Here is a 26,330-nt window from a genome sequence, read left to right on the forward strand (position 1 = left end):
TGTGTTCTGGGGGGTTGGGTTTTGTTTTTAAGAGACCGCGGGGGTCGCCCCGTACGCCGGGCGCGGGGTGGCCTGGTGGGGGGCCCGAACCCCGGACGCCTCGGCCGGCGGGCGCCGGGTCGCCGCCGTGATCGGCGCCTTCCACGCCCCCGCCCTGCTGGACGGCCCCCTCGCCGTCGAGGAGCCGTCGCACCCGGACGACGCCGGGCACGTCCTGTCCCTGATCCCGTACACCTACCCGCTGCTCGACGCCCGCTCCGGCTACCCGGCGGGCATCCGCGACCCGGAGTGGCAGCACACCGTCCTGGACGCCGGCGGCGACCCGGAACGCCTCGCCGAGGCGCTCACCACCACCGCCGTCCGGATCTGCGCCGCCCTGCGCAGCCAGGACCACCCCAGCGGCCCGGCCGACGCCCGCGAGATCGTCCGCCTGGCCGGCGACCTCGCCCGGCTGCGCGGCCACGCCGCCCCCGGCCGCGGCGAACTCGTCGAAGCGGTGCAGACCGTCCTTGCCCAGGGCGAACCCCTGGGCCGCGGCCGGGCCGTCGCCCGCGCCCTCGAACAGGTACTGGTCGGCACCCGCACCGGCCGCCCCACCCCCGCCGCCCCGCGCAGCGGACTCGCCCCCGCCGTCGAGACGCTCCTCGCCGGCCTCGGCCTGCCCGGCCCCGCCGACCCCGGCCCGCGGGACCTGCGCCTCGACCCGCTGCGCAGCGACCTCGACCGCCGCCGCGAGATCCTCCTGCACCGGCTCACCGTCTGCGAGGTCCCCTACGCCGAGTCCGTCGCCACCACCGGCGCCGGCGGCACCGAAACCCTCGGCACCCGCTGGCGCCTGCACTGGACGCCCGCCAGCGCCGCCATGCTCACCGTCGCCGGCACCCGCGGCGTCACCCCCGCGCAGGCCGCCGAAGGCGCCCTGCGCGCCGGCCTCACCGACCAGCCGACCCCGCGCGAGATCATCGACGGCCTCACCGCCGCCGCCTCCTGCGCCCTCCCCGCCCTCGCCGAGACCCGCCTCGCCCAACTCACCACCGTCCTCCCCACCTCCGCCACCCTGCCCGACCTCCTCGACGCCCTGGCGCTCGTCGACCGGCTGACCGCGGGCCACTTCCCCGGCTACGGCCCAGTGGGAGGGGAGGCGTCCGCCCCCGCCCCCGTCCCCGCCTCCGCCGTTCCGGCGGGTCGGCCCGTGCTCGCCGCGGCCGGGGAGGTGCTCACCATTGCCGCCGTGCGGCAGCTGGAGGGCGTGGGCGGGTCGGACGATCCGCAGGACGCGCGGGCGCTGGTCGAGCTGGTGCGGCGGGCGGACCGGCTCGGCGGAGTGCGGCTGGCGTACACACTGGCCGAACTCGCCGAGCGGGGGAGCCCGTTGGTACGGGGCGCGGCCGGTGCGGTCCGGGTGCTGCTCGGGCAGGAGCCGGCCGAGGTGCTGGGCGGCCGGGCCGCCTCCTGGGTGGACGGTGCGACCGGCCCGAAGGCGCGACAGGCGCTCGGGCGGGCGCTGGTGGGTCTGCTGACGGCGGCGGAGGGGCTGTTCGACTCCGCGCCGCAGGCACTGGAGCCGGTACTGGAGCGGGTCACCTCGCTGCCCGACGACGCCTTCCTGGACCGGTTGCCCGCCCTGCGCGGCGGGTTCGACACGCTCAGCCCGGCCGCCCGCGACCGGCTGCTGGCCCTGGTCGAGGAGAGCCTGGGCGCCCGGCTCGCCGCGCTGCCCGAGGAGGCCGGCCCGGCCGTGCTCGCCGGCTGGGTGCGGGCGGACCTCGCGGCACGGGCGGCCCTCGCCCGCCGTGGCCTCCTGCCCCCGACGGCGGCCGACACCCCGGCGGTCGCGCCGCCGGCCACGGCCTCGGAGCGGCCTCCCACCCGGCTCCCCGCCGCGACCGCCCCAACCGCTACAACCGCCACGATTTCCGCGACCGCCGCGACCGTTACAACCACGACAACCACCACGTCCCGCGCCCTCGCCCCCGCCGAGCGCTGGCGGCTGCTCCTCGGCCGCCCCGGCGACGGCGGCCTGACCGGTCGCGGTGCCCGACTCGCCACGGCCCTGGACGAGTTGTACGGCACCGGCCACGGTGAGGGCTCCGGCCCGGGCCTGGACAGCCGGGGCGGCAGGGGAGGCCGCGAGGCCCCGTACCCCGGCGTGCGGGAGTGGGCCGAGGAGCTGGAGTCGCTGTTCGGCCCCGGCGTGCGCGAGGAGGTGCTGGCCGCCGCTGTCGCCCAGGGCCGTACCGACGTCCTGGAGACGATCGACCCCGCCGCCGTCCGCCCCTCCGTCGAGCTGCTGCGCACCGTGCTGGACCACGCGGGCGGTCTGCCCGAGGCCCGGGTGGCCCGGCTGCGCCCGCTGGTGCGGCGGCTGGTGGACGAGCTGAACCGGGAGCTGGCCACCAGGCTGCGCCCGGCGCTGACAGGGATCGCCGTGCCGCGCCCGTCCCGCCGCCCGGGCGGCGGGCTGGACCTGGACCGGACCATCCGGGCCAACCTCGCCACCGCCCGGCCCGGGCCGGACGGCGGCACCCTGATCGTGCCCGAGCGCCCGGTCTTCCGGACCAGGGCTCGGCAGGCCAACGACTGGCGGCTGATCCTGGTCGTGGACGTCTCCGGGTCGATGGAGGCCTCCACGGTGTGGGCCGCACTGACGGCCTCGATCCTGGCCGGGGTGCCCTCGCTGAGCACCCACTTCGTGGCCTTCTCGACGGAGGTCCTGGACCTCACGGCACGGGTGGACGACCCGCTGAGCCTGCTGCTGGAGGTGAGGGTCGGCGGCGGCACCAGCATCGCGAGCGGGCTGCGCTACGCGCGGGAGCTGGTGACGGTGCCGTCCCGCACGCTGATCGCGGTGGTCAGCGACTTCGAGGAGGGCGGGCCGATCGGCGGGCTGCTGGCCCAGACCCGGGCGCTGGTCGACTCCGGCGTGCACCTGCTCGGCTGCGCGGCGCTGGACGACACCGGGACGGCCCGCTACTCGAAGGCGGTCGCGGGCCAACTGGTCGCGGCCGGAATGCCCGTGGCGGCGTTGAGCCCGCTGGAACTGGCCCGCTGGGTGGGGGAGAAGGTGCGATGAGCGTGACGGCACGGACGAGCGACTGGCCGGGCGTGCGGCCCGAGGTGGTCGCCGAGGTGGTGGCCGGGCTGAGCGCCCGGCTGCAGAAGCGGCTGGACGGCGCGGCGGCGAAGCTGGCGGAGCGGCCGGTGGCCCGGGAGGGCGACGAGTGGCGGGTGGAGGTGGACGAGGAGACGCTGCTGGTGCTGCACGCCCCGGGCGGGGTGGTCGTGGTGGAGGCCGACGTCCGCTGCGGCTGTCTGCTGGCCCCGGCTTGCGTGCACCGGGCCGCCGCCGTCACCCTCTGCCCGCTCGCCGAGGCCGAGGTCGAGCCTGAGGTCGAGGCCGAGACCGAGGCCGAGACCGAGGCCGGGCCCGGACCCGCGCCCGACGGCGGCACCGGGTCGGCGGCCGCGGACGGCCGGGAAGGAGCCCCGGAAACCCCCGGGGGGCCGACCGACCGGACGGCGCCCGCCCCGCTCACCACCGCCGAACTCGCCGCCGTCCGCCACCTCCACGCGGCCGCGGCCGCCGTCCTGGCCGCCGGGGTGAGCGGGGCGGGCGCCGTCTCCCAGGCCGAGCTGCTGCGCGCCGCCCACCGGGCACGCCTCGCGGGCCTGCACCGCCCGGCCTCGGCGGCGGTCACCGTCGCGACGAGGGTCCGGGCGGCGCGTTCCGGCGCGCCGGACCACCGCCTGGTGGATCTGGTGGCGGGCCTGCGCGAACTGCTCGGCCTCACCGCCGCCCTGGCCGCAGGCGCCGCCCCGGTCGCCGGCGCCGCCCCGATTGCCGAGTTGCGCGGCACCGCGCGCCAGGCCTACCGGGAAGAGGGGGGTCTGCGGCTCTACGGCCTGTTCGCCGAGCCGGTGCTGACGGCGACGCACGCGGGCGCGGTCAGCTGGGCGGTGGATGCCAACGGGCGCCTGAGCACGATCGCCGAGGTGATGCCGCACGACGACGCGGCGGCCGCCGCCCCGCAGGCGGTCGGGGCGGGCAACCGGACGGTCCGCCTGGGTGATGCCGCGCTCAGCCACCGCGAGTTGAGCCGGGCCGGGCTGGCCGTCCAGGGTGCGACCAGGTCCACCGGCGGCCGACTGGGCGCCGGCGCCTCGGTACGGGCGGTGCGTGCGGCGGGCACGGCGTGGACGGCGGAGCCGGCCGCCCGGCTCTGGTCCGAACCGGCTCCCGCACAGGTGGCCCGGGCGCTCGCGGCGCAGGAACGGCCGTACGAGAGCCGCCCGGCCGGGAGCGACCTGCTGTTCCTGGACGTCACCCTGCTGGGTACCGCCGCCACCGGCCCGGGCGGGACGCCGCAGCTGCTGGCGCGCTGCACGGCGGGCGGCCCGGCCGAGGGGGCCCCGGGCAGCCCGGCAGAGGGCAGCCCGGCGGAGGCCGGTCCGGGAGGCTCGGGCGGTCCGGTGATCGTCCTGCGCCCGGCGCACGAACACCCCGACCTGCCGTTCCGGGCGAACCTCGCGCTGCTCGCCACCGCGCCCGGGCTGCGGCTGCGGGTGATCGGCCGATTGGAGCGCGCGGACCGTCCGGAACTGCGCCTGCTCGCGATCGGCACGCCCCCGGGCACGCCGGACCGACTCGCCCTGCCGGCGGCCCGGGCGGGCCGGGTCAACCTCGGCCTCGAACGCCTCCAGACCGCCGACCTCGCGGGGCCCGGCCCGGTCGGTGGGCCGGCGGACGGGCCGACGGCCCCGGCGCCGTACGGCCCGCCCGTCCACGTGCTCGGGCGCCGGGTCGAGCAGACGGTCACCACCGGCCGGCACGCCCTCGCCCCGAGCGAGGCCTCGGCGGCGGCCGACCGCGCGCTGCTGCGCGCCGCCGGGCTGGCCACGGCCGCCGAGCTCCTCGACGCTCTGCGGGCCACCGCTGCCAACCGGCAGCGCGACGTCTTCGGCCGGATCGTCACGGACGACCACGAGGCCTTCGCCGCCGCCTGGCTGGCGGCGGCCTCCTACACCGAGGAGCTGGCCACGGCGCTGTGCGCGGCGGCCTGGTCCGGGGAGGGGTGAGGGGACTTCCACGGCAGGCCGGCAGGGGAGAGGCCGCCGGGGTATAAGTCGAACTATTTGCACAGACCGGTATTCCGCGCCAACTGGCATACTTGTCGTAGGAAGACACAGGACGAGACCTCGCACGAGAGCCGGTACGAGACCTCGCACGGGGCCTCGTCCGGCACACGGCACGAGCAGCGCGACGGAAAGGTGGGCGAGCCATGGGAATCCGCGACGATGCGGCCGAGGTCCGGGCCAGCGGCTGGCGGACGCTCGCCGCGCTGCACGGGATGATCGACACCGCACTGGAGAAGGCGCTCCAGGCCGAGTTCAAGCTCTCGGTGGTCGAGTACACGGTGCTGGACGCGCTCTCCCGCCAGGACGGCTGGCACATGCGGATGCAGCAGCTGGCCCGCGCGGCCGCGCTGAGCAGCAGTGCGACGACCCGGCTGGTGAGCCGCCTGGAGGACCGGGGCCTGCTCAGCCGCTTCCTCTGCGCGGACGACCGGCGCGGCATCTACACCGAGCTGACGGCCGAGGGCCGTGACCTGCTGACGGCCGCCCGGCCGGTGCACGACGCCGCCCTGGAGGCGACGCTGGCCGAGGCCACCGGGGTTCCCGAGCTGGCCCCGCTGGTCGGGTCGCTCGCCGAGCTCCACCCGGTCCACAGCAAGGCCTGAGGCCGAGTCGGCCCGCTCGCTCGGGCCGGCGGGCCACCCGGGCCGGGGCCTCGCCGCCGTCCCGCGGCTTCGGGTCTCCTGCGCGGGAACGGGGTGAGCCGGAGGGCGGCGGGCCCGCTCGGCGTCCGGTGGTGATCGTGCAGGGGTCCGATGCGCCGCGTCGTCACTGTTCGCCCCGGGGCACGTCCGGCCCGGCGTCGAGGGCCCGCCGCGGCAGGACCCGGGGCGCGCTCGGTCCGCGGTCCGGGCCATCGCCCGTGTCGTCCTTCGGGCCGGTCCCCGGGGCGGTCCCCGGGCCGTCGGCGCGGCTGACGGCGGGCAGTTCGGCCGTGTATCCCCCCGTGGGGCTGCCCGACAGGTCGTACATGCGCGGCAGTACGGGCCGGGGTACGACCACGGCGCCGGGCAGTCCGGGGATCTCGGCGCCGACCGCCAAGCCCCCGTTGGCGGTCGGCGCATCGGCGCGGACGGCACCGGCGACACCGGCGACAACAGCGCCCCCGGGGACCCCAGCAACACCGGCGACATCGCCGAGCCCTGCGGCGCCCGTGCGGGGGCCGTCCGTGGCGTAGGGGACAGGGGGAGCCCCGGGGAGGCCGAAGGGCCCCGGAGCCTGCAGGACCCCGCCCAGCGGCCCGCCGAGCCCCTCTGCCGCCGCGTCCGACGGTCCCGGTCCGAGGCCGTCGGGCCCGGGTCCTGAACCGGAGCCGGACTGGCCGTCGGAGCCGGAACCGGAGCCGGAACCGGAACCGGAACCCGGGCCGTCCTCGGCCCCCGCCTGCCCCGCCTGCCCCGCCTGCCCCGCCTGCCCCTCGGACACCGGAGCCCGGGTGATCCGGGCCCCCGACGGCAGCCCGGGCACCGCGGCCGGGTGTCCGGCCTGCTCCAGCAGCGCCGAGGGCACCAGCACCACCGCCCGGGTGCCGCCGTACGGGGACGGCCGCAGCGAGACCCGGACCTCGTGCCGGGAGGCGAGGCGCGCGACGACGAACAGGCCGAGCCGCAGGTCGTCGCCGAGCGCGGAGACGTCCAGCTCGGGCGGGTCGGCCAGGTACGCGTTGAACCGCCGGTACTCCTGCTCGGTCATGCCGAGCCCGCGGTCCTCGACCTCGACCGCCAGGCCCTCGGTGACCTCCTGTGCCGAGACCTGCACCTGGGTGTACGGCGGGGAGAAGGTGGTGCCGTTCTCGATCAGCTCGGCGACCAGGTGGATGACGTCGGCGACGGCCTGCCCGTCGAGCGAGACGCGCGGCACGCCCTGGACGACGACCCGGGAGTAGCTCTCAGTCTCCGAGACGGCGCTGCGCAGCACGTTGACCATGGGCACGGCGTTGCGCCAGCGCCGGGCGGGCAGGGCGCCGCCGAGGATGACCAGGTTCTCGGCGTTGCGCCGCATCCGGGTGGCCAGGTGGTCGACCGCGAACAGTTCGCGCAGCAGTTCCGGGTCCTCGTGCTCGCGTTCGAGCGCGTCCAGCATGCTGATCTGCCGGTGGATCAGGATCTGGGTGCGCCGGGCGATGTTGAGGAAGACCTTCTTCGTCCCTTCGCGCCCCTGGGCCTGGTGGACGATGGCGGCGATCGAGGCCTGGCGGACGGCGGCGAGGCCCTCCGAGGTCTGCTGGACGTCGTCGCCGGCCCGCCGGGACGGTGCCCAGACGGCCGGGGCGGGCACCTGTTCCCCGGCGCGCAGTCGTCCGACCACCTCGGGGATCTCCTGCTGGGCGAGCGCGAAGGTGTCGGCCCGCAGTCCGGACAGCCGCGCGGACAGGGCCCAGGCGGTCCGGACGCCACGGACCAGGCTGATCAGCAGCACCAGGGCGACGGCCGCGCTGCCGGCCAGCAGTGCGGTGCGCTGTCCGGAGTCGCGCAGCAGGTAGGCGGCGTAGCCCCAGGCGGCGGCGAGGCCCAGGCTGGGGACCAGCACGAGGGAGAGGAGCGGGCCGCGGAGCGAGCCGGACCGGCCGGCGCGGTGGCCCGTGCGGGGGGCCGGTATGCCTGGCATCTGATTCCTTGCTGCAGGGCCGAGTCGCGGGACCGGGACGCCGGTCCGGACCGGTGGGTCCGAGCGGCGGGGTCGATCCCGTACGGCGCGGCCGGGCTTCAGGGAGTCGGGGCCGGGGGTGCCGGAGCGGGTGACGTGCTGTCACTGCTCCGGCGCGGTGCAGCACGGCCGTCGACGGCACGGAACGCTATCAGCCCCGGGCGGCGTCGACGCAATATCAACTGGCCCGGCCCGATGGGCCGATGGCGTCGGAACGGGGTTCGGGCCGGAGGGTCAGCCGGTGCATCGCCGCAGCTCGCGGCCCTCGCCCCGATGGTGCCGACGGTTCCCGGAGGGCGGGGACAGCCCCCCGAGGAATTCGCCAGGAACAGGTCAAGTGTCGTCGTGGCGGGCGGGGCCTCAGCCCGCGAGTGGCATCGGCAGCACCCGTCCGCCCCTCCCCGGCGGCTTCTCCACCGAGGCCTCCCGCTGGGCGGCGAGTTCGCTCCAGGCCCAGCTGGTCAGGTCGGACAGCTCCGCCGACCACTGCTTGCCGTACGTGCCCGAGGCGAACTGCCCGAGCCGCAGCCGCTGGACGTCCGAGGTGCCGGCCGGCGGGTAGACGTGGGTGGCGTCCCGCAGGTAGCGCTCGATGCCGAACTCGGGCTGGAGGCCGCGGGCGGCATGGATCTCCATGGCGTTGCGCGCGGAGTCCAGCGCGTACTCGGTGTTGATGAGCTTGGCGTTCATCAGCTCGGCGTCGCAGGCGCGGCCGTGGTCGAGCAGGTGGGAGGCGTGGTAGGCGGCGAGCCTGGCGGTCATCAGCCGGGACTGCATCTCGCCCAGCTTGAGCATGATGTTCGGGAGTTGGCTGAGCGGCTGGCCGTACAGGACGCGTCCCCCGGCGAACCGGACGGTGTCCTCGACGATCGCGGTGTGGATGCCGAGCGCGACGGCGGCGAGGTTGATCCGGCCGTAGAGGGTGGAGGAGGAGTAGGCGACGTCCAGTCCCTGCCCCTCCCGGCCGAGCCGGTTTCCGGCCGGGACGCGGCAGTCCTCCAGGAGGATCTCGCCGAAGCTGAAGCCGTGCAGCCCGCTCTGCGACCCGGGGGAGCCGGTGCGGAACCCGGGCCGGTCGCTCTCGACCAGGAAGGCGGACAGGCCCCGGCTGCCCTGGCCGGTGCGCAGGACCACGCCGTGCACGTCCCCGATGTGGGAGTTGCCGACGAACCACTTGCGGCCGTTGAGCACGTACTCGTCGCCGTCGCGCACCGCCGTGCCGGTCATCCCGAGCACGTGCCCGCCGGATTCCGGTTCGGTGACGGCGATGGTCGGCAGGCACTCCCCGGAGGCGAACTTCGGCAGCCACTTGTGGCGTTGGGCCTGGGAGCCGTAGTGGAGGACCTTGGCCACGCCCAGCTGGGAGGCCTGCGCGATCGAGCCGGCGGCCCCGCTGACCCGGGCCAGCTCCTCGATGATCACGGTCTTGGCGACGTGTCCCAGGCCGAGGCCGCCGAACTCCCGCGGGATCGTCACGCCGATCCAGCCCTGGCGGGCGATCTGCCGGGCCAGTTCGAACTCGATCTTCCGCTCGGCCTCCATCCCGGCCACCCGCGGACGCACCTCCTTCTCCGCGAAGTCACGGACCTCGGCGCGAAGTTCCTCGTGACGGTCGTCGGTGAAGTAGTCCATCGCCATGCTCCGGTCCTCTCGGTGTGTGCGGTGCCGTGCCTCCGTTCGTGCCGTCGATGCCGCTCCGGCAACCCCGCGGGGGGCGGTGGGTGTGCGGGAGTTCCGGCCGGTCGCCCCGGTGCGATCGGCGCATGCGTCACCGGGCGGTGTCCCGGTGGCGGGCATCGTCCGTGTCTTCGGCAGGGCTCATTGTTGTATGGGGTGCCGGGGCAGCCCAGAGTCGATCTTGGATTGGCGCGATTCGGCCCGTCCCCGCCCGGAGGGGTTTCGCCCCGGCTCCGGCCGGGAATCGATCTTCGCTTCCGTGACGGTCCGTCGACCGGTCGTTCACGTGCAGTTTTGACTGGCCATCGGCAAGGCTGAGGAACGGTCGATCGAGACGGTCCGGCTGTTCTGATGTCTGGTTACATGTGCGCCATGACTGATGTGATGAGCACTCAAGGCCAGTTCCCGGGTGCCTCCGGCGAGTCCGCGCGAACCCGCAGGCTGCGCGGCCTCGGGCTCAACGACCCGTCCGCGGACGAGGCCTTCGACCGCTTCGCCCACCTCGCAGCCAGTATCACGCGCGCTCCCATCGCGATGGTCAACTTCATCAATGACGAACGCCAGATGTTCCGCGGGCTCTACATTCCGCCAAGTTCGACCGATGCCAGGGCCGAGGACGGATCGTCCTGGGCGGACCGCGGCATCGCGTTCGACCTCCCCACCCGCGAGATGCCGCTGAGCCACGGCTTCTGCCCGCACGTCGTCGCCCAGCGCTCCCCCCTCGCCCTCGACGACATCCTCGCCTACCCCCGGTTCGCCGGGAACCCGGTGGTGGACGAACTCGGCGTCCGCGCCTACCTCGGCGCTCCGCTCGTCGACGACACCAACACCGTCATCGGCACCGTCTGCGTCCTCGACCGGGAACCCCGGCAGTGGGGGCGCGAGCGGCTGCGCGACATCCAGCACCTCGCCGAGGCGCTGCTCTCCGAGATCCGGCTGCGCGACAGCCTGCTCGCCCAGCGCCAGGAGATGTTCGCCGCCTTCGACGGCTCGCCGTTCCCCATCATGCTCACCGAGGGCCCGGTCCAGGAGATCCGGTACGCCAACGCCCAGCACACCGACACCTTCGGCGCGCCGACGGCCTACGGGACGATCGGCGCCGCCTACCCGCAGCTCGGCGCCGCCGGCCTCGAACAGACCGTCGTGGAGGCGTACCACACCGGTCGCACCGCCGTCCTCGACGACGTCCGGATCGATTCCGCCCGTCCCGACGCGCAGCGCGGACGGCAGGTGTTCAGCTTCACCTGCACCCCGCTGCGGGCCGCGCTCACCGGACGGATCAACGGCGTCCTCACCGTCGGCATGGACATCACCGCCCAGTCCCGCACCGAGGAGGAGCTCGGCACGCTGGCCGCCCTGCTCGTCGACCGGCTCCAGCAGAGCGGCGCCTCCGTGCCCGGCCGCTCCGCCGTCGCCGGCGGGGCCGGACCCGTCCTGCCCGCCTGAACCCCGGCCGGGTGCGGACCGTCCACCACCGTGGCGGGGCGCCTCTCACCCCCGTGGAGAGGACCCCGCCACGCTGCCGTCCGGCGCCGGGAGCCCGCCGGGTGCCCGCCGGGTGCCGTTCCCGTGCTCGTCCGTGTCCGCCGGGCACTGCCGGAGGCCCGCCGCCCGGGCCGAGCGGGTGAACCCTCCCCGCTCCGCCGCCCCGACCGGGCCCGTGCCCGGGGCACCGGATGGTAGGCATGGGCCGCATGGACTGGTTCGCCGCCCCCGACTACTGGCTGAGCCGGCTGCTCGTCCAACGCCTGCTCGCCGCCCTCTACCTGATCGGATTCCTGGCCGCCGCCGGGCAGTTCCGCGCGCTCATCGGCGCCGACGGGATGCTGCCGGTGCCCCGCTTCACCGCCCGGGTCCCGTTCCGCCGGTCGCCCGGCCTGTTCCACCTCCACTACAGCGACCGGTTCTTCGCCGCCGTCGCCTGGAGCGGCGCCGCGCTCGCCGCCGCCGTCGCGGCCGGGCTCGGCGACGCCGTCCCGCTCTGGGCGTCGATCCTGCTGTGGGCGGTGCTCTGGACCCTCTACCTCTCCATCGTCAACGTCGGGCAGACCTGGTACTCCTTCGGCTGGGAGTCCCTGCTGCTCGAAGCAGGCTTCCTCGCCGCCTTCCTGGGCGACGCCGACACCGCCCCGCCCACCCTGGTGCTGTGGCTGATGCGCTGGCTGGCCTTCCGGGTCGAGTTCGGCGCCGGACTGATCAAGCTGCGCGGCGACAGCTGCTGGCGCGACCTGACCTGCCTCCAGTACCACCACGAGACCCAGCCGATGCCCGGACCGCTCAGCTGGTTCTTCCACCACCTGCCCGCCCCGCTGCACCGGGTCGAGGCCGCCGTCAACCACATCGTCCAACTCGTCGTACCGGTCGGCCTGCTGTTGCCGCAGCCGGTCGCGAGCGGCGCGGCCTGCGCCGTCATCGCCACCCAGCTCTGGCTGGTGGCGTCCGGCAACTTCGCCTGGCTCAACTGGCTGACCATCGCCCTCGCCCTCGCCGCCGTCGAACCGGCCCGCCTCGGCCTGCCCGTCCACGCCCGCGCCTACCCCGGCACCCCGGTCTGGTACGAGGTGCTGGCGATCGCGCTGACCGCCGCCGTCCTGGTGCTCAGCTACTGGCCGGTGCGCAACATGATCTCCCGCGGTCAGGCCATGAACCGCTCCTTCAACCGCCTGCACCTCGTCAACACCTACGGCGCCTTCGGCAGTATCAACCGGTTCCGCCAGGAGGTGGTGGTCGAGGGCACCGACGAGACGGTGCTCACCCCGCACACCGTCTGGCGCGAGTACGGCTTCAAGGGCAAGCCCGGCGACGTGCGCCGCCGCCCGCGCCAGTTCGCGCCCTACCACCTGCGGCTCGACTGGCTGATGTGGTTCGCCGGCATCTCCTCCGCCTACGCCCGCCCCTGGTTCCTCCCCTTCGTCGCCCGCCTGCTGTCCGGCGACCGGGCCACCCTGCGCCTGCTGCGCCACAACCCCTTCCCGGACGCCCCGCCGACCCACGTCCGGGCGACCCTCTACCTCTACCGGTTCACCGATTGGCGCGAACTGCGGGAAACCGGCGCGTGGTGGCACCGCACCGCGCTCAGCGAATACCTCGCGCCGGTCGATCTGCGGGCCCTCGGCCGGGCCGGCTACCGGCCGCCGCCCGGCCGGTCGGGCCCGGTGCGGGGACGTGGCGTCCGGGAGGTGCCGATGGAGCGGTTCCGCCGGGGCTACCGTCGGGCCGAGGGCCGTCGTGAGGAGCCACGGTGAACAGCTGCGGTGAACAGCTGCGGTGGGTTCCGCGAGGAGGAGTCGCGAGGAGGAGCCGTGAGCAGCGGAGACACCCGTCCGGACCAACGCCCGACCACCCGGGCGGACCGCCCGAGTGGCGGCCAGGCGGGCGGTATGGCACACGACACCCGCCCGTCGGGGCGGTGGGTGCGTGCAAGCCTCGAACGGGCACCCGTATTCTGGGCGTCCACAACCGGCAGCCCGCCCGCGCGCCCCCCAGCCCCGCCTCAGGGGCGACCCCGCGCAACCGGTCCGCCGCCCCCTCGCCGCCAGCCCCGCCGTCGTCGCCCAGAACCGGACCTCACATGACAGTGCTTCACTCGCGCAACGCCGACGCAGCCGACCCGGCGGACGTCGCCGACGCCGCAGACGTCAAGGACCCCCAGGACGCCGCCGCGGAGCCCGACCTCCGCGAGGACCTCGGCCGCTACGCCGAGCTCGGGGCCTTCACGCTCACCGCCGAGACCCACGCCTGGTACGCGGCCGTCGACACCGTCGCCACCCCCGAGGACGCCCGCGCCGCCTCCACGGCCCTCGCCGAACTGCGCGGCAGCGACCTCCAGCAGACCTGGGAGGCCGTCACCGCCCTCGCCGCCGACGTCAAGCTGGACGAGCCCGACACCGTCGCCAAGACCGCGCTGCTGGTCGAGATGCTCCAGCGGGTGCACCGCACCTCCACGGCCCTCTTCCCCGCCGCGTACGACGCCGACCTCGGCGCCCTCGCCGCCGCCACCGCCGACAGCACCTGGCGCCGCGAGAACGGCGTCAAGCTCTCCTGGCTGCGCGGCCGCTCGCTGCGCAAGCAGGCCGTCGCCCTCGCCACCGACCGCCGCATCCGCCGGGAGGACCTGCACGAGGCCCTCACCTCCGCCGAGATCGAGCGCCGCGCCTGGGCCGCGCTCGCCCCGGCCGGCACCCTCCCGCGAGTGCCCGGCGACGGCGCCCTGGTCGACCGCACCGCCCAGGCCTTCGAGGCGATCAACACCGGCCTGCGCGGCCTCGCCCGCCTGCTTCCCGACCACGACCTGGACGGGCTGCCCTTCGCCGAGCTGATCGACCTGGTCGAGCGGCTCGCCGCCGACGAGGGCACCCTCTACCGCCTGCCCACCATCCGCGGCCTGCGGGTCGGCCTGGAGGAGGCCGGCCTCGCCGACCTGCTCGCCGAACTCGCCGCAGCCAAGGCCGACCGCCGCGCCGCCGAGGCCGCGTACACGGCCCGCCAGGCGCTGGTCGCCGGGCAGCGGGACGGGCTCGGGGAGAAGGCCACCGCCACGGCGGATGCGGCGGTCGAGGAGCAGCCCGAGGCCGAGGACGCTGCCGAGGCGACGGACGAGGTCGCTGCCGAGGTCGCTGCCGAGGTCGACGGCGCGGCCGGTGCCGAGGAGGTTGTGGCCGAGAAGGCCGGGACCGAGGAGTCGGCGGACCTGGCTGACGCCGAGGCGGCTGCCCTGCAGGCGCTGGCCGGTGGGCAGCGGGACGGGCTGGGAGAGAAGGCCCCGGCTCCGGCGACCGCTCCGGCGGAGGAGGCCGACGAGGACGCCGCGGCGCCCGCGGCCGCTGAGGCAGAGGCCGAGGTCAAGGCCGAGGCTGAGACCGAGGCCGAGACCGAGGTCGAGGCCGGGATCAAGCCTGAGGTCGAGACCGACGCCGAGGTCGAGGCGGAGACGTCGTCGGACGCGGGTGTCGCGGACGACGAGCCGGCGACGGAGCAGGCCGACGAGGAGGCCCAGGCCGCGGTGGTCACCCTCCCGGCGCCCTCCCCGGCGGCCGACGACCTGGTGGCGGCCGCGACCGCCGCCCTGGCCGAGGCCGTGGACGAGACCCCGGCGGAGACGGAACCGGAGGCCGACCCGGCCGCCGAGGTCGTTGAGGTCGTTGAGGTCGAGGAGCCCGTCGCCGAGGTCGTGGCCGAGGAGCCGGTCGTCGAGGTTGCGGCCGAGGCTGAGACCGTGGTCGAGGTCGCGCCGGTGGCCGAGACCGAGCCTGAGGCCGTCGTGACGGAGCCCGACGTGACGGAGCCCGCCGTCGAGGAGCCGACCGCCGAGGTCATCGACGCCGTCGAGGCTGAGGTGAACGTGGTGGAGGAGCCCGCCGCCGAGACCGATGCGCCGGCGATCGAGACTGCCGAGAGCGCCGCCGAGGTTGCGGCCGAGGCTGAGGTCGAGGCCGAGCCGGTGGCTGTCGCGGTGGAACCCATCGTCGACGAGCCGGCCGCAGAGGTGGACGAGCCTGCCGTTGCGGTCGAGGCCGAGACCGCGGTCGAGACGGCTGAGGCCGTGGTCGCCGAGGCGGCTGCCGAGCCCGAGCCGGTCACCGAGCCCGAGCCCGCTGTCGAGGAGCCCGTCGCCGAGACCGAGCCCGAGCCCGAGGCTGTTGCCGTGGAGGCGGCGGAGCCGGTGGTCGAGGCCGAGGAGCCTGCCGTCGCGCCCGAGCCCGAGCCGGCCGTCGAGGTCGCGGCCGAGCCCGAGCCCGTCGCCGTTGCCGAAGCCCCCGCCGCTGAGCCGGAGGCCGACGTCCGTCCCGTGAAGCCGGACTTCACGCCCGGTCGCCCCGTGACCGCCTACTCCGCCGACGAGCTGCTCGCCGTGGTGCGGTGGGTGGACGGCGACGGCGTCGAGCGGACCGACGAGGAACTGCTGCGGGCGGCCATGAAGGAGCTGGGCTTCGCCCGCCTCGGTCCCCGGATCAAGGAGGCGCTGGGCGCCGCCGTCACCGCCGCGCGCGGCTGACGACACAAGCCGGCAAGGCCGCACGGCCAAACGGCCGCAGGGCACAGGGCCCGGGACGCGAACACGCGTCCCGGGCCCTGTCACGTTCCGGAGCACCTGCCCTCAGTCGGTGCTTCCTCTCCCGCCCTCGCTCAACCCTCGTACCCCCCGTGTCATCGGCGGCCGTCGGTGAGTGGCGGTCGTCCTACGAGGCACCCGCTCCGCCGCCCGGACCGTACGAGTGGTCGAGGGCCCGCCGCAGCACGGCGGGGGCGGTCACCAGCGAGGGGCCGTACCAGGTCAGGTGCCGTCCGCTGACCAGCGCCGCCGGCGTGCCCGGGAACGCCTCCGGGCCGTCCTCGGCGGTGAAGCGGTACGGCTCGTCCGGCAGGACCACCAACTCGGGTCGGCAGGCGAGCAGTTCGGGCAGCGGAACGGCCGGGTAGCGCTCGGGGTGGTCGGCGTGGACGAGTCGCAGGCCCAGGCGGCGCAGCAGGTCCCCGGCGAAGGTGTCGCGGCCGAGGACCATCCACGGGCGGCGCCAGATCGGCACGACGGTCCGCGGGCCGTCGCCCAGGGCGGGAGTGCCGCCGCTCCCGACCGGGGCCCAGGCCGCCTCCGCCTCGTCCAGCCAGGGCGGCCGGGGCAGTCCGCAGGCGGTGGTCAGCAGCCGGTGCAGGGAGCTGAGGGCGTCGTCCAGGGTGCGGATGTCGGTGACCCAGACGGGGATGCCGGCCGCCCGTAGCGCGTCCAGGTCGGGGCGCCGGTTCTCCTCGTCGTTGGCGAGGACGAGGTCCGGTGCGAGCGCGAGGATGCGTGGGACGTCCGGGTTCTTGGTGCCGCCGATCCGGGTGACGGACAGGTCGGCGGGGTGGCTGCACCAGTCGGTGGCGCCGACCAGCAGCCCGGGCGCGGTGGCGGCGACCGCCTCGGTCAGCGAGGGCACCAGCGAGACCACCCGGCGGGGCGGACGCGGCCCGAGCCGGACAGGGAGGTCGAGATCGTCGCGCGGGACGGTGGGGGCGGCCATCCGGCCAGCCTACGTCCGGCTCCGGGGCGAGGGGGCGCGCCGACGGCGACCGGTCGCGAATCGCGGGGAACCCATCGGCCCGGCCGCCCGACTACCTGGTCCGGGTCCGCAGTACGGGCCTTCGGCACGACCAGCGACGACCCACCCACGACCCAGCCACGACCACCCACGACAAGCACCGAGCACGGTCACCAACGCGGTCACCAGCACCGTCACCGAGCACGGTCACCGACCAGGAGAGAGTTGTCATGCGCCCTCGCGTCGCCTGCGGAATCGCAGCCGCCGTCGCCCTGTTCGCCACGGCCTGCGGAAGCGGGACCGGGGGCGGGCCGAGTGCCTCCGTCACCGTCCGGGACGACCCGGGCGGTGCATTCCCCGTCAAGGTCGCCGACTGCGCGGGCAAGGAGACCAGCATCGCCAAGGCGCCCGCCAGGATCGTCACCAGCAATGCCGCCGGCCTGGAGCTGATGCTCCAACTCGGCGCGGGCGAGCGGGTGATCGGCACCGGCTTCCCGCCCGGCAAGGGCACCCTGCCCGCCGCCGTCGCCGAGCAGGGCGCCAAGGTTCCGGTGCTCGGGGACAAGGGCATACCCAAGGAGAAGCTGCTCGGCTCCGGCGCCGACCTCTACGTGGACACCTTCGGCGCGATGCCGATGATGGGCGGTGGCGCCACCGGGCCGAGCGAGGAGGAGTACGCGGCGGCCGGCATCCAGCACGTGTACCTGCTCTCCACCGCCTGCGCCGGGACGCCGAAGGCCGCCAAGGCGCCGCGCACCGACCTCGCCGGGATCGAGGAGGACGTCCGCCGGCTGGGCGCCGTCACCGGCACCGCCGCGCGGGCGGAGGAACTGGTCGCCGGGATGGAGAAGCAGCTCGGCGAGGTCCGCACCGCGCTCGCCGCCGTGCCGGAGGGGCAGCGGCCGAGCTACTTCGTCTTCGACTTCGACGCCGGCACCAAGCAGCCGGTGGCGGTCTGCGGCCGGCAGGTCGCCAACGCCGTGATCACCCAGGCCGGGGCGCGCAACGTGTTCGCCGACTGCGACGCCGACTTCAAGCCCGGCTCCTGGGAGGACGTGGTCGCCAAGAACCCCGACTGGATCCAGCTGGCCGTGCGCAACCGGGGCAGCGAGGAGGCCACCCGCAAGGCCTTCGACGAGGCCGAGGCCTTCCTGAAGGGCTTCCCCGCGACCCAGGGCCTGAAGGCCGTCCAGGAGGGGCACTTCGTCCGGCTCGGCTCCGAGGTGACCACCATCGCGGGGGTGCGCAACGCCGAGGCCGTCCGGCAGATCGCCGCCACCGTCCACCCGGACCTCGTCAAGAGCCCGGACCCCGCGAAGAGCGGGCAGTAGCCGGTGACGTCGGCCATCGCTCGCAACGAGCGCGGCGAAGCCCACCCGGCCCGCACCCTGCGGGCCGGGCCGCTGGCCGCCGCCCTCGCCGTCGCCCTGGTGCTCGCTCTGACCGTCGCCGTCTCGCTCGGCTCGGTGGACGTCCCGCCCGGCGAGGTCTGGTCGGTGGTCGCCCGCCGGCTCACGGGCCGGGCCCCCGAACCCGGCACCCGCGACCTCATCGTCTGGCAACTGCGCGTCCCGCGCGCCCTGTTGGCGGCCGTGGTGGGCGCCGGACTCGGCCTGGTCGGCACCGCCGTGCAGGCCCTGGTCCGCAACCCGCTCGCCGACCCCTACCTGCTCGGCATCTCCTCCGGTGCCTCGCTGGGCGCGGTCGCCGCCATCGTCCTCGGCACCACCCTCGGGCTCCAGCTCTCCTTCGGCAGCGCGCTCGGCCTCACCGTCTCCCTGGCGGCGTTCGCCGGCGCGCTCGCCGCGTTCTCGCTGGTCTGGCTGATGGCCCGGCGGGGCGGCGGCTTCTCGCCCCTGCGGCTGGTCCTCGCGGGCATCGGCATCGCCCAGTTCCTCGGCGGCATCACCAGCTACCTGGTCCTGCAGACCCGCGACGAGCAGCAGACCAGGGGCGTGCTGTTCTGGCTGATGGGCAGCCTCGGCGGCGCCGTCTGGGCCCAACTCGCCGTCCCGGCCGTCGCCGTGGCGCTCGGACTGGCCTTGCTCCAGGCCCGCGCCCGGGGGCTCAACGCGATGCTGATGGGCGACGAGACGGCCGCCGGGCTCGGCGTGGACGTCACCCGGCTGCGCCGCGAGGTCTTCGTGGTCACCAGTGTGCTCACCGGGGTGCTGGTCGCCGTCTCCGGGGCGATCGGCTTCGTCGGGCTGATGGTGCCGCACGTGTGCCGGCTGCTGGTCGGCGGCGACCACCGGCGGCTGCTGCCGCTGTCCGCGCTTACCGGGGCGCTGCTGCTGGTCGTCGTCGACACGGTGGCCCGCACCGCCCTGGACGGCCAGGAACTGCCGATCGGCGTGGTCACCGCCGTCCTCGGCGCCCCCACCCTGCTCTACCTGCTGGACCGACGACTGGAGCGCAGTTGAGGATCGCCGTCGAGGACCTGAGCGTCGCCCTGGCCGGCCGGACGGTGCTGGCCGGGGCCAACCTGATCGCCGAGGAGGGGGAGATCGCCGGACTGGTCGGACCCAACGGCAGTGGCAAGTCCAGCCTGCTGCGCACCGTCTACCGGCACCTGCGGCCCAGCGCCGGCCGGGTGCTGCTGGCCGGGCGGGACCTCGCGGAGCTGCGGCCCGCGCAGTCCGCCCGGCACATCGGTGCACTGCCCCAGGAGCGCGGCGGGGACTTCGAGTTGAGCGTCCGCGAGGTGGTCGCGATGGGCCGCACCCCGTACAAGCGGGCCTTCGCGGCCGACGACGCCGAGGACCACCGGATCACCTCCGAGGCGCTGACCAGGGTCGGCATGGCCGAGGCCGTCGACCGCCGGTTCGCCCAGCTCTCCGGCGGTGAACGGCAACGGGTGCTGCTGGCCCGGGCGCTCGCCCAGCAGCCGGACGTCCTGGTGCTGGACGAGCCGACCAACCACCTGGACGTCCGGCACCAGGTGGAACTGCTCGCCCTGCTCCGGGAGCAGCGCCGCACCACCCTGGTCGCCCTGCACGACCTCAACGCCGCCGCCTCGGTCTGCGACCGGCTGCACGTCCTGCACGGCGGCGCCCTGGTGGCCTCCGGGACACCGCGCGAGGTGCTGACCGCCGAGCTGCTGGCCGAGGTCTTCGGCGTACGGGCGGCGGTGGTCGAACACCCCCTCACCGGCGATCCGTTGATCGCCTTCGACCACCGGTCCCCGGCAGCGGCGCAGGCGGCCGTGCCGGGGCGGTAGCCCGTACCGGCGCTCCTGCTAGTGGCACTCGTAGTGGCTCGGCCGACCGTCCCGCAGGACCAGCCGGCCGAGCCGCGCGGCCTCCGCGCTGCGCAGCAACTCGCGCTCGCCACCGGTGCGATGGAGCACCGCGGAGTGCCAGGGCGTGATCCAGGCGTCGGCTGCCGCCAGTAGCCGGATGCCGAACTTGGACGCCCCGGCCGGCTGCGGGTGGATGGAGAGCCGGACGGCGCGCGGGTGGTGCTCGGCGATCAACTCGCCCCAGGCGCGGCTGCGCTGGATCACGCCGTAGGCGCGGCGGCGGCACTCCCGCTGGAGGGCGGAGCGGGTGCCGGTGAAGCCGACGGTGTCCTCGCTGAGGAAGCGGGTGATGCCCCGGTAGAGCCGCAGGGTCTCCTCCTCGGTCAGCACCTGTTCGCGCAGCTCCTCGACGCTCGGGGCGTACCGGGCGTGCACCCGGGCGCGCTTCTCGTCGTACGGGAGGCCGCCGAGGACGGCCCGCAGGTCGAAGGTGTCGAGGCGGGTCAGGCCCTCGCGGGCGATCATGGCGGTCAGGGCGTCCGAGTAGGCGTCTATGTGGTCGTCCGGGACGTTGATCAGGTCGCCGAAGATGTGCCCGTCCGAGCAGATCAGGATCCGGGCGCCGGGCGCGTACAGACGGCCGATCTCGGCGCACAGCCCGTCGAGGAAGGTCAGTGACAGCCGTTCGCCCTCGTCCGGCAGGCGGCCGAGCACCTTCGCGGGGTTCGGCGACTTGCAGGGGAAGCCGGGCAGGGTCAGGACGATCGGTTCGCCGGCGGTGATGAAGTCCGCCAACTGGGCCAGCTGGAGCGGGAAGTGCTCCGGGCGGGCGTCGAAATCCGGGTCCGCGGCCCGGCGGTGCGGCAGCAGCAGACCGAGGACGCTGGCGGCGAGCCGCTCGGCCGAGGAGCGGTCCGAGGGGCGGTCCGAGGGGTCGGTGGCGGTGGCGACGGCGGTGGCAGGGGTGATGGCGGCAGGGGCGGTGCCGACGGGCGGCATGGGGGTCCTCCACGGAAGGTGGTGCGGTGCGGCTTCGGGGGTCAGGTGTCGGGCGTCGGGCTGCGGAGCGCGGTCGGCGGGCCCCTGGGGTCAGCGGCGCTGGTCGTAGGCGACCGGCAGCCGGTTCACTCCGCGCGCCAGGACGGCGGGAACCCAGGCCAGGTCCGCCAGACCGTCGCCGGGCGCCTCGGCCGGGCGCAGGCCGGGCAGCCGGTTGAGCAGGGTGGCGAGGGCGACCTGGAGCTCGGCCCGGGCGAGTGCGGCGCCGGGGCAGTAGTGGATGCCGTGGCCGAAGGCCAGGTGTGCGTTGGGGGTGCGGTCCAGGTCGAGGCGGTCGGGATCGGGGAACTGTTCGTCGTCGCGATTGGCGGCGCAGAGCGAGACGATCACGGAGTCGCCGGCCGGGACGACGGTGCCGAACAGGTCGCTGTCCTCGGCGAAGAACCGCCAGGTGGTGAGCTCGAACGCGGCGTCGTGGCGCAGCAGTTCCTCCACCGCCCGGGCGAGTCGGCCGGGATCGTCGACGCCCTCGCGCAGCCGGGCGAGCTGCTCGGGGTGGCGCAGCAGGGTGACCAGCATGGTGGTGATCTGGTTGGTGACCGGCTCCTGCCCGGCGACCAGCAGCTGGAAGACCATCGAGTCGAGCTCCGCGCGGCTCAACTCGCCCGCGTCATGGGCGTGGACGAGCCGGCCCAGAAGGTCCTCCGGGGCCACCCAGCCGGGCTCCCGGCAGTCGACGCGCTTGCGGGTGACGACATCGGCGATATACGTCTGGAGGCCGCGCAGCCGTGCCTCGTACGCCGGCCGGCCGGGGTCCTGCGGGCCGACCGGCTGGACCACTTTGCCCCAGTCCCGGTCGAAGCGCTCGGCCAACTCGGGTGGCAGGCCGATGACTTCGGAGAGCACCCGGAAGGGGTAGTGGGCCGCGAAGCCCGCCACCAGGTCCGCGCCGCCGGACTGCGGCAGTTCGTCCACCAGCGCGTCGGCCAGCTCCTGGAACCGGGGGCGCAGCGACTCCACCCGGCGCGGGGCGAAGGCGTCGAGCACGAGCCGGCGCATCGAGGTGTGCTTGGGCGGGTCCTGATGGAGCAGATGGACCTGGAGCTGCGAGTGCTGCGGCTCGGGCATGATCGACGCGAGTCGGCGCCAATTGTCGTTGCCCAGGCTGTGGTTCTTGCCCAGGCGAGGGTCGTTGAGGGCCGCGTGGGCGGCTCGGTGGCCGGTGACCAGCCAGGCGTGGATGCCGCTCGGGAACTCCACCCGGTGCACCGGCCCGGCCTCGCGCATCCGCCGGTAGAGCGGGTACGGGTCGCGCTTGTACGCCGGGCCGTACAGCGGGACGGGGGAGGGGAGCCGGTCGTACCCGTACGGGCAGCGCGGGGCTTCGTCGTCGGCGGCGGCCGGGGCGGTGGCCGTGTCGGTGATCGAGTCGGGGCTCGTGTCGGTCATCTGGGGGGTCCTTCGATGCGTGGCGATGCGGTGTGTTGTGGCGTGTTGTGGATGCGGGGCGGTGCGGGGTGCTCAGGCCTCGGGGCGGTGGTGCAGGGCGAGCAGGGCGACGGCGGTGGCCGCGACCAGGGCGGCCAGGGCGATCCCGGCGCGCGTCCCGGTGGTGTCGTGGGGCGCGGCGAGAGCGGCGGCGGTGCCGAGGCCCGGGCCGAGCGCGAAGCCGAGGCTGCGGGCGAGTTGGACGGCGGAGCCGGCGGTGGCGAGCTTCCCGGGCGGGGAGGCGGACATCACCAGGGCCTGGGTGGGGCCGCCGTTGAGGCCCATCCCGGCGCCGGCGAGGGCGAGTCGCGCGGCGATGTCGAGGGCGGACCAGCTCGGGTCCAGCGGGGCGAGCAGGGCCAGGCCGAGGGCGGTGACGGCGGCACCGGTGAGCGCGGTCGGGCGGGCGCCCCAACGGTCGGCCAGCCGGCCGCCGACCCGGCCGGCCAGCACCATGCCGAGCGGGAACGCCAGCATGGTGAGTGCGGTGGCGGTGGCGCTCTCGCCCCGGGGTCCGCGCAGGTGCTGGGCGAGCAGGTAGTGGCAGGCCGCGAATCCGGCGGCGAGGGCCAGCACCGAGGCGTTGGCGCCGGCGGTCCCGGCGGCCCGAAGTACCTCGGCCACCGGCCGGCCGCCCGGGCGGCACAGCCAGAGCAGCACCAGGGGTACGGCGGGCAGGGCGAGCAGCAGCCACAGCGGCGACCGTGGGGCCAGGGTGAGCCCGAGCAGGGTGGCGGCCACGGCGGCGCCGATCAGCGCGGCGTCGCCGAGCGAGGACCGGTCGGGCGGTCGCAGCCCGCCGCGGCGCGGGGCGTGGCGCCGCACGATCAGGACGGCGGCCAGGCAGACCGGCAGCTTGACGAGGAAGATCGCCCGCCAGCCCAGGTGGTCGAGCAACAGCCCGCCGAGCACCGGCCCGGTGACGGCGCCGAGCGGACCGAGCGTCGCGGGCACGCTCATCGCCCGGCCGCGCAGCTCGGGCCGGACGGAGGTGGCGGCGAGCACCGGCATCAGGACGAAGAGCACGGCCCCGAAGGCGCCCTGGAACAGCCGTGCCGCGATCAGCCACCCGGCCCACGGGGCACAGGCCGCCAGCACGCTGCACAGGGCGAAGCAGCCGACGGCGAGCAGCAGGGCCGAACGCGTGCCGACCTGGTCCAGCCATCGCCCGGCGGGCAACAACAGGGCGACGAGCGGGAGTTGGTACCCCAGGGCGGCCCACTGGGCGACCCCTGGGGAGACGTGCAGACCGGCCGAGATGTCGGTGAGCGCGAGGTTGACCACGTTCATGTCGAGCATCGCGACGAAGGACAGCAGGCCGGCGGCCACCACCAGGCTCCAGCGGTCCACCGGCTCGTGCTGATGGTTCGTCAGATTTTGGGTGGTCGGGGGTGGTTGCACTGTCATGAAGTCCCTCCGTCTCCCGTGCTGCCGGACCGGACGCCGCCTCGGCGGCGGCGGGGTCCGGTACAGCAGTCGGTGGCGCAGGGGCTCCGGTTCCGAACACCTGGGGGATTTCTTGCGGAGGTGCGGCACAGGGCGGCGGCGGGTGACAACTTTTAGCGAACAGATGACAGATTTCGAAATCTGTCATCTGTCCGCTGTCATCTGTCCGCTGTCGGTTGTTCGCCGTCGGCTGCCGATCGTTCGCAGCTCGCCCGCTCGCCCGCCTGCCCGCCGACGGCCCGTCGTCCTCCCGCCGCTCAGCAGGCGGTCGCGAGCTCCCCGGCCTCGGCGGCGCGCAGGCGGGCCACCAGTTCCTCCCGGGCGCGGGCGACTCGGGAGCGGACCGTCCCGACGGGGCAGCCGGCGACCTCGGCCGCCTCGGCATAGCTCAGGCCGACCACCTGTGTCAGTACGAAGGCCTCCCGCCGCTGGGCGGGCACCCGGTCGAGCAGATCGCCGAGTGCGATGCCGTCCTCGAACCCGGCCGTCGGTGTGCCACTCTGCCGCTCCGCCGCCTCCTGCCAGTCCGGCAGTGCCGCGCAGCGGGGCCGGGCGGCGGCCATCCGGTACCGGTCGATCACCGCGCGCCGGGCGATCGACAGCAGCCAGGTCCGGGCCGAGGAGCGCCCCGCGAACGCGGGCAGGCCGCGCAGGGCGCGCAGGAAGGTCTCCTGAGCGAGGTCGTCGGCGGACTGCACGTCGGTCAGGTGGGCGACGAAGCGCCAGACGTCCCGCTGGGTCGCCCGGACGAAGGCCTCGACGTCGGCCGCCCGTCCGGAGCGGGCGGTCAGTGCCAGCGCGGTGAGCTGATCGTCATCCACGGTGGCCCCCCACCCGGCTGGTCCCGGCGTCGCGGCCGTGCGGGACGATGGTCATATGAGATGCGCGCAGTTTCGGACAGCTTTGTCCGCCCGGCTCGACGGCGAATCGAGCGGCCTGCCGGAGGCCCGGCTGGACAAGCACATCGCGCGCTGCCACGGCTGCCGGGAGTGGCTGGCCCGGGCCGAACAGCTGCGCGCTCGGGTACGGGCGGGCGCTGCCGACGGGCCCTCGCCCGAGTGGTCGGCCCGGCTGCTGGCCGGCCTCGGCGAGGACCGGCCGGGAGATCGTGCTCCGAACGGTCCGCGGGCCGTCGAGCGGTAGGCGCGGCCAGGGCGCCCGGAGGGGCGGGAACGGCAGGACGGGGGCGCCGGCCGGAGCCGGTGCGCCGTCGAAGTGAGGCATGGGAAGGTCCCGAGGGGAAGGCGGGGGCGGCACCGCGCAGCGCGGCACCGTCGGCGTCCGGGGGCAGCCGCGCGGCACGCCGGCCCTGAGGGGGCACGGCGGCGGGCGCGGGCCCGCGCCCTGGCGGCACGACGGCACAAAGCCTTGGCCGTACGGCAGGGCGACCTGCCCGTCGCGAGAGTCCCGATGGCCGGGAGGCGGCCGAGGTGAGAAGGGGTGCGGCGGGCGCGTCAGCAGGCGAGGGCGAACGCCGGCGGCCCACGCCGGACCACGGCATGCGTGAGCAGCACCGACCGGGGCGGCCGGGCCCGGTCGTCGACCGGGCGGGGCGGTGCCGGGGCCCGGTGGCCGAAGGGGTGCGCGAACAGCGCCAGCAGCGGGAGCGGCAGGGCCCCCGCGACCACCGAGCCGAGCGCTCCGAGCAGCTCGAAGAGCCGGACCAGTGCCGCGTCGCCGCGCCAGAGCAGGAGCGCACACGCCAGCGCGGCGAGAACGTGGGCGGCGGTCATCCCCGGCGACATGCCGTGGGACATCCCGTGCGCCATGTCGTGCGCCGGTCCCTGCGTCGAACCGCCGACCAGAACCTGCGCCGCGTCGTACGACCCGTCACCGTGGAACGTTCCGTCCGGCATCGTGTGCGGCCCCGCGGGCATGCCGGTCGTGCCTGTCATCCCGGTCGTCCCGGACAGGTCGGGGTGCACGGCCGTCGGGCCCGGCGCCCCGTGGTGCGTTCCCGCCGTCGGTCGCAGGCTGCCGGTGAGCGGCGGGACCTCCGGGTCGATGCCCGCCATCCGTGCCAGCTCGACCGGGGAGAGCCCGCCGGGCGCCCGGTCCGGATTGCAGAGCAGGAGGGCGGCCCAGTCCGTGGTGGCGAGTCGGCCGAGGCCACCGCCCCCTCGGGAAAGCGCCCCGGCCTGTTCGAACAGCTGGTGCAGCGCGGTCTGCGCCACGACCATCCAGAGGCTGATCACCCCGAGTCCGCGCCGCTTTCCGGCGAGCAGCCAGGTCAGCCCGAGGACCGCCCCGAACCCACCGGCCAGCACCCTCGGCGAGACCCCGGGCCCGGCCATGGCGACGTGCGCGGTGGCGGCCATCGCTACGCACAGCGCGGCGAAGACCACGGCGCGCAGCAGGCGGATCCGGTCGGTCATCACGATGGCACTCATCGTCGCACCCGCCCTGCCCGGCCCGTACCGCACCCTCCGGTCATGGCCGGTTCTGTGCCGTGAGACGATGCCCGGCCGCTCGCCCCGTGGCCCGCCGGACCGCCGCCCGGACCGCCGCCCGGCCCGGCCCATCGGCCCGGCGCGCCGGACCGAGCCATCACTCGTACGACCATCGGGGCGGTTTGACAGCGCGCATTCCATACTCACTTAATGTGCATCACCCAGTACGGTGCGTATCGGGACGACGTCGTTCAGAAGCAGGGAGGTCCGGCCTTGGAGACCCCGACG

General features: G+C 75.4%; 17 protein-coding genes and 1 pseudogene. 10 read left to right on the plus strand and 8 right to left on the minus strand.

What is annotated here, in order from left to right; all coding sequences use genetic code 11:
* Positions 1-61: 61 nt before the first annotated feature.
* The 3 genes and pseudogenes from ACFWJ4_RS00360 to ACFWJ4_RS00370 all read left to right on the plus strand — a co-directional run.
* A pseudogene (locus ACFWJ4_RS00360) lies at positions 62-3,073 on the plus strand (DUF5682 family protein); the annotation flags it as partial.
* A 2-nt stretch (positions 3,074-3,075) separates the two neighbouring features.
* Positions 3,076-5,076, plus strand: coding sequence for a hypothetical protein (locus ACFWJ4_RS00365; protein ID WP_380537841.1), 2,001 nt, complete (start codon positions 3,076-3,078; stop codon positions 5,074-5,076).
* Between the two features lie 203 nt (positions 5,077-5,279).
* A complete protein-coding gene (locus tag ACFWJ4_RS00370; RefSeq protein WP_380537843.1) occupies positions 5,280-5,738 on the plus strand; it encodes a MarR family winged helix-turn-helix transcriptional regulator in 459 nt (152 codons plus the stop codon).
* Positions 5,739-5,901: 163 nt separating this feature from the next.
* Here the strand turns inward: ACFWJ4_RS00370 and ACFWJ4_RS00375 are convergent, their stop codons facing one another.
* Positions 5,902-7,740 (minus strand): sensor histidine kinase, encoded by a 1,839-nt coding sequence (locus ACFWJ4_RS00375; RefSeq protein WP_380537845.1) that lies wholly within the window; start codon positions 7,738-7,740, stop codon positions 5,902-5,904.
* A gap of 399 nt (positions 7,741-8,139) precedes the next feature.
* Entirely contained in the window at positions 8,140-9,417 is a 1,278-nt protein-coding gene (locus ACFWJ4_RS00380; RefSeq protein ID WP_380537847.1) for an acyl-CoA dehydrogenase family protein, read from the minus strand.
* 411 nt (positions 9,418-9,828) lie between these two features.
* Between ACFWJ4_RS00380 and ACFWJ4_RS00385 the strand changes: the two genes are divergently transcribed.
* The 3 genes from ACFWJ4_RS00385 (at position 9,829) to ACFWJ4_RS00395 (ending at position 15,451) form a co-directional block, all read left to right on the plus strand.
* Positions 9,829-10,902, plus strand: a complete 1,074-nt coding sequence (locus ACFWJ4_RS00385; RefSeq protein ID WP_380537848.1) for a GAF domain-containing protein — start codon at positions 9,829-9,831, stop codon at positions 10,900-10,902.
* Between the two features lie 248 nt (positions 10,903-11,150).
* Entirely contained in the window at positions 11,151-12,701 is a 1,551-nt protein-coding gene (locus ACFWJ4_RS00390) for a lipase maturation factor family protein (RefSeq protein WP_380537850.1), read from the plus strand.
* 326 nt (positions 12,702-13,027) lie between these two features.
* Positions 13,028-15,451: a hypothetical protein gene (locus ACFWJ4_RS00395; protein ID WP_380537852.1), complete on the plus strand. Its 2,424-nt coding sequence runs from the start codon at positions 13,028-13,030 to the stop codon at positions 15,449-15,451.
* A 184-nt stretch (positions 15,452-15,635) separates the two neighbouring features.
* Here ACFWJ4_RS00395 and ACFWJ4_RS00400 read toward each other — a convergent pair whose 3' ends face one another.
* The gene (locus ACFWJ4_RS00400) at positions 15,636-16,460 is read right to left on the minus strand and encodes a helical backbone metal receptor (protein ID WP_380537854.1); all 825 of its coding nucleotides are present in this window, start codon (positions 16,458-16,460) and stop codon (positions 15,636-15,638) included.
* Between the two features lie 248 nt (positions 16,461-16,708).
* Between ACFWJ4_RS00400 and ACFWJ4_RS00405 the strand changes: the two genes are divergently transcribed.
* From ACFWJ4_RS00405 to ACFWJ4_RS00415, 3 genes are read left to right on the plus strand one after another with little or no spacing between them, the layout of a single operon-like run.
* Positions 16,709-17,809: an ABC transporter substrate-binding protein gene (locus tag ACFWJ4_RS00405; RefSeq protein ID WP_380537856.1), complete on the plus strand. Its 1,101-nt coding sequence runs from the start codon at positions 16,709-16,711 to the stop codon at positions 17,807-17,809.
* Between the two features lie 3 nt (positions 17,810-17,812).
* Complete coding sequence (locus ACFWJ4_RS00410; protein WP_380537858.1) at positions 17,813-18,901, plus strand: FecCD family ABC transporter permease; 1,089 nt, start codon at positions 17,813-17,815, stop codon at positions 18,899-18,901.
* A complete protein-coding gene (locus tag ACFWJ4_RS00415; RefSeq protein WP_359900381.1) occupies positions 18,898-19,698 on the plus strand; it encodes an ABC transporter ATP-binding protein in 801 nt (266 codons plus the stop codon). Before ACFWJ4_RS00410 ends, ACFWJ4_RS00415 begins: the two co-directional genes overlap by 4 nt.
* 18 nt (positions 19,699-19,716) lie before the next feature.
* Here ACFWJ4_RS00415 and ACFWJ4_RS00420 read toward each other — a convergent pair whose 3' ends face one another.
* From ACFWJ4_RS00420 to ACFWJ4_RS00435, 4 genes are all read right to left on the minus strand, one after another.
* Positions 19,717-20,718 (minus strand): L-tyrosine/L-tryptophan isonitrile synthase family protein, encoded by a 1,002-nt coding sequence (locus ACFWJ4_RS00420; RefSeq protein WP_380537860.1) that lies wholly within the window; start codon positions 20,716-20,718, stop codon positions 19,717-19,719.
* Between the two features lie 90 nt (positions 20,719-20,808).
* Positions 20,809-22,167: a cytochrome P450 gene (locus tag ACFWJ4_RS00425; protein WP_380537862.1), complete on the minus strand. Its 1,359-nt coding sequence runs from the start codon at positions 22,165-22,167 to the stop codon at positions 20,809-20,811.
* 72 nt (positions 22,168-22,239) lie between these two features.
* Complete coding sequence (locus ACFWJ4_RS00430) at positions 22,240-23,613, minus strand: MFS transporter (protein ID WP_380537864.1); 1,374 nt, start codon at positions 23,611-23,613, stop codon at positions 22,240-22,242.
* Between the two features lie 296 nt (positions 23,614-23,909).
* Positions 23,910-24,473, minus strand: coding sequence for a sigma-70 family RNA polymerase sigma factor (locus ACFWJ4_RS00435; protein WP_380537866.1), 564 nt, complete (start codon positions 24,471-24,473; stop codon positions 23,910-23,912).
* Positions 24,474-24,528: 55 nt separating this feature from the next.
* Between ACFWJ4_RS00435 and ACFWJ4_RS00440 the strand changes: the two genes are divergently transcribed.
* On the plus strand, positions 24,529-24,795 hold the full coding sequence (locus tag ACFWJ4_RS00440; protein ID WP_380537868.1) for a zf-HC2 domain-containing protein: 267 nt from the start codon (positions 24,529-24,531) through the stop codon (positions 24,793-24,795).
* Between the two features lie 311 nt (positions 24,796-25,106).
* Here the strand turns inward: ACFWJ4_RS00440 and ACFWJ4_RS00445 are convergent, their stop codons facing one another.
* Complete coding sequence (locus ACFWJ4_RS00445; RefSeq protein ID WP_380537870.1) at positions 25,107-26,042, minus strand: hypothetical protein; 936 nt, start codon at positions 26,040-26,042, stop codon at positions 25,107-25,109.
* Positions 26,043-26,330: the final 288 nt, after the last annotated feature.

It is taken from the genome of Kitasatospora sp. NPDC127067 (genome assembly GCF_042724755.1).
In the GTDB taxonomy this organism is placed as follows: Bacteria; Actinomycetota; Actinomycetes; order Streptomycetales; family Streptomycetaceae; genus Kitasatospora; species Kitasatospora lactacystinica.

Excerpts from the sequence above, each read along its gene's own strand:
- ACFWJ4_RS00370 (WP_380537843.1), top strand. The coding sequence starts at position 5,280 with ATGGGAATCCGCGACGATGCGGCCGAGGTCCGGGCCAGCGGCTGGCGG.
- ACFWJ4_RS00375 (WP_380537845.1), bottom strand. The coding sequence starts at position 7,740 with ATGCCAGGCATACCGGCCCCCCGCACGGGCCACCGCGCCGGCCGGTCC.
- ACFWJ4_RS00380 (WP_380537847.1), bottom strand. The coding sequence starts at position 9,417 with ATGGCGATGGACTACTTCACCGACGACCGTCACGAGGAACTTCGCGCC.
- ACFWJ4_RS00385 (WP_380537848.1), top strand. The coding sequence starts at position 9,829 with ATGACTGATGTGATGAGCACTCAAGGCCAGTTCCCGGGTGCCTCCGGC.
- ACFWJ4_RS00390 (WP_380537850.1), top strand. The coding sequence starts at position 11,151 with ATGGACTGGTTCGCCGCCCCCGACTACTGGCTGAGCCGGCTGCTCGTC.
- ACFWJ4_RS00395 (WP_380537852.1), top strand. The coding sequence starts at position 13,028 with ATGACAGTGCTTCACTCGCGCAACGCCGACGCAGCCGACCCGGCGGAC.
- ACFWJ4_RS00400 (WP_380537854.1), bottom strand. The coding sequence starts at position 16,460 with ATGGCCGCCCCCACCGTCCCGCGCGACGATCTCGACCTCCCTGTCCGG.
- ACFWJ4_RS00405 (WP_380537856.1), top strand. The coding sequence starts at position 16,709 with ATGCGCCCTCGCGTCGCCTGCGGAATCGCAGCCGCCGTCGCCCTGTTC.
- ACFWJ4_RS00420 (WP_380537860.1), bottom strand. The coding sequence starts at position 20,718 with ATGCCGCCCGTCGGCACCGCCCCTGCCGCCATCACCCCTGCCACCGCC.
- ACFWJ4_RS00425 (WP_380537862.1), bottom strand. The coding sequence starts at position 22,167 with ATGACCGACACGAGCCCCGACTCGATCACCGACACGGCCACCGCCCCG.
- ACFWJ4_RS00430 (WP_380537864.1), bottom strand. The coding sequence starts at position 23,613 with ATGACAGTGCAACCACCCCCGACCACCCAAAATCTGACGAACCATCAG.
- ACFWJ4_RS00440 (WP_380537868.1), top strand. The coding sequence starts at position 24,529 with ATGAGATGCGCGCAGTTTCGGACAGCTTTGTCCGCCCGGCTCGACGGC.
- ACFWJ4_RS00445 (WP_380537870.1), bottom strand. The coding sequence starts at position 26,042 with ATGAGTGCCATCGTGATGACCGACCGGATCCGCCTGCTGCGCGCCGTG.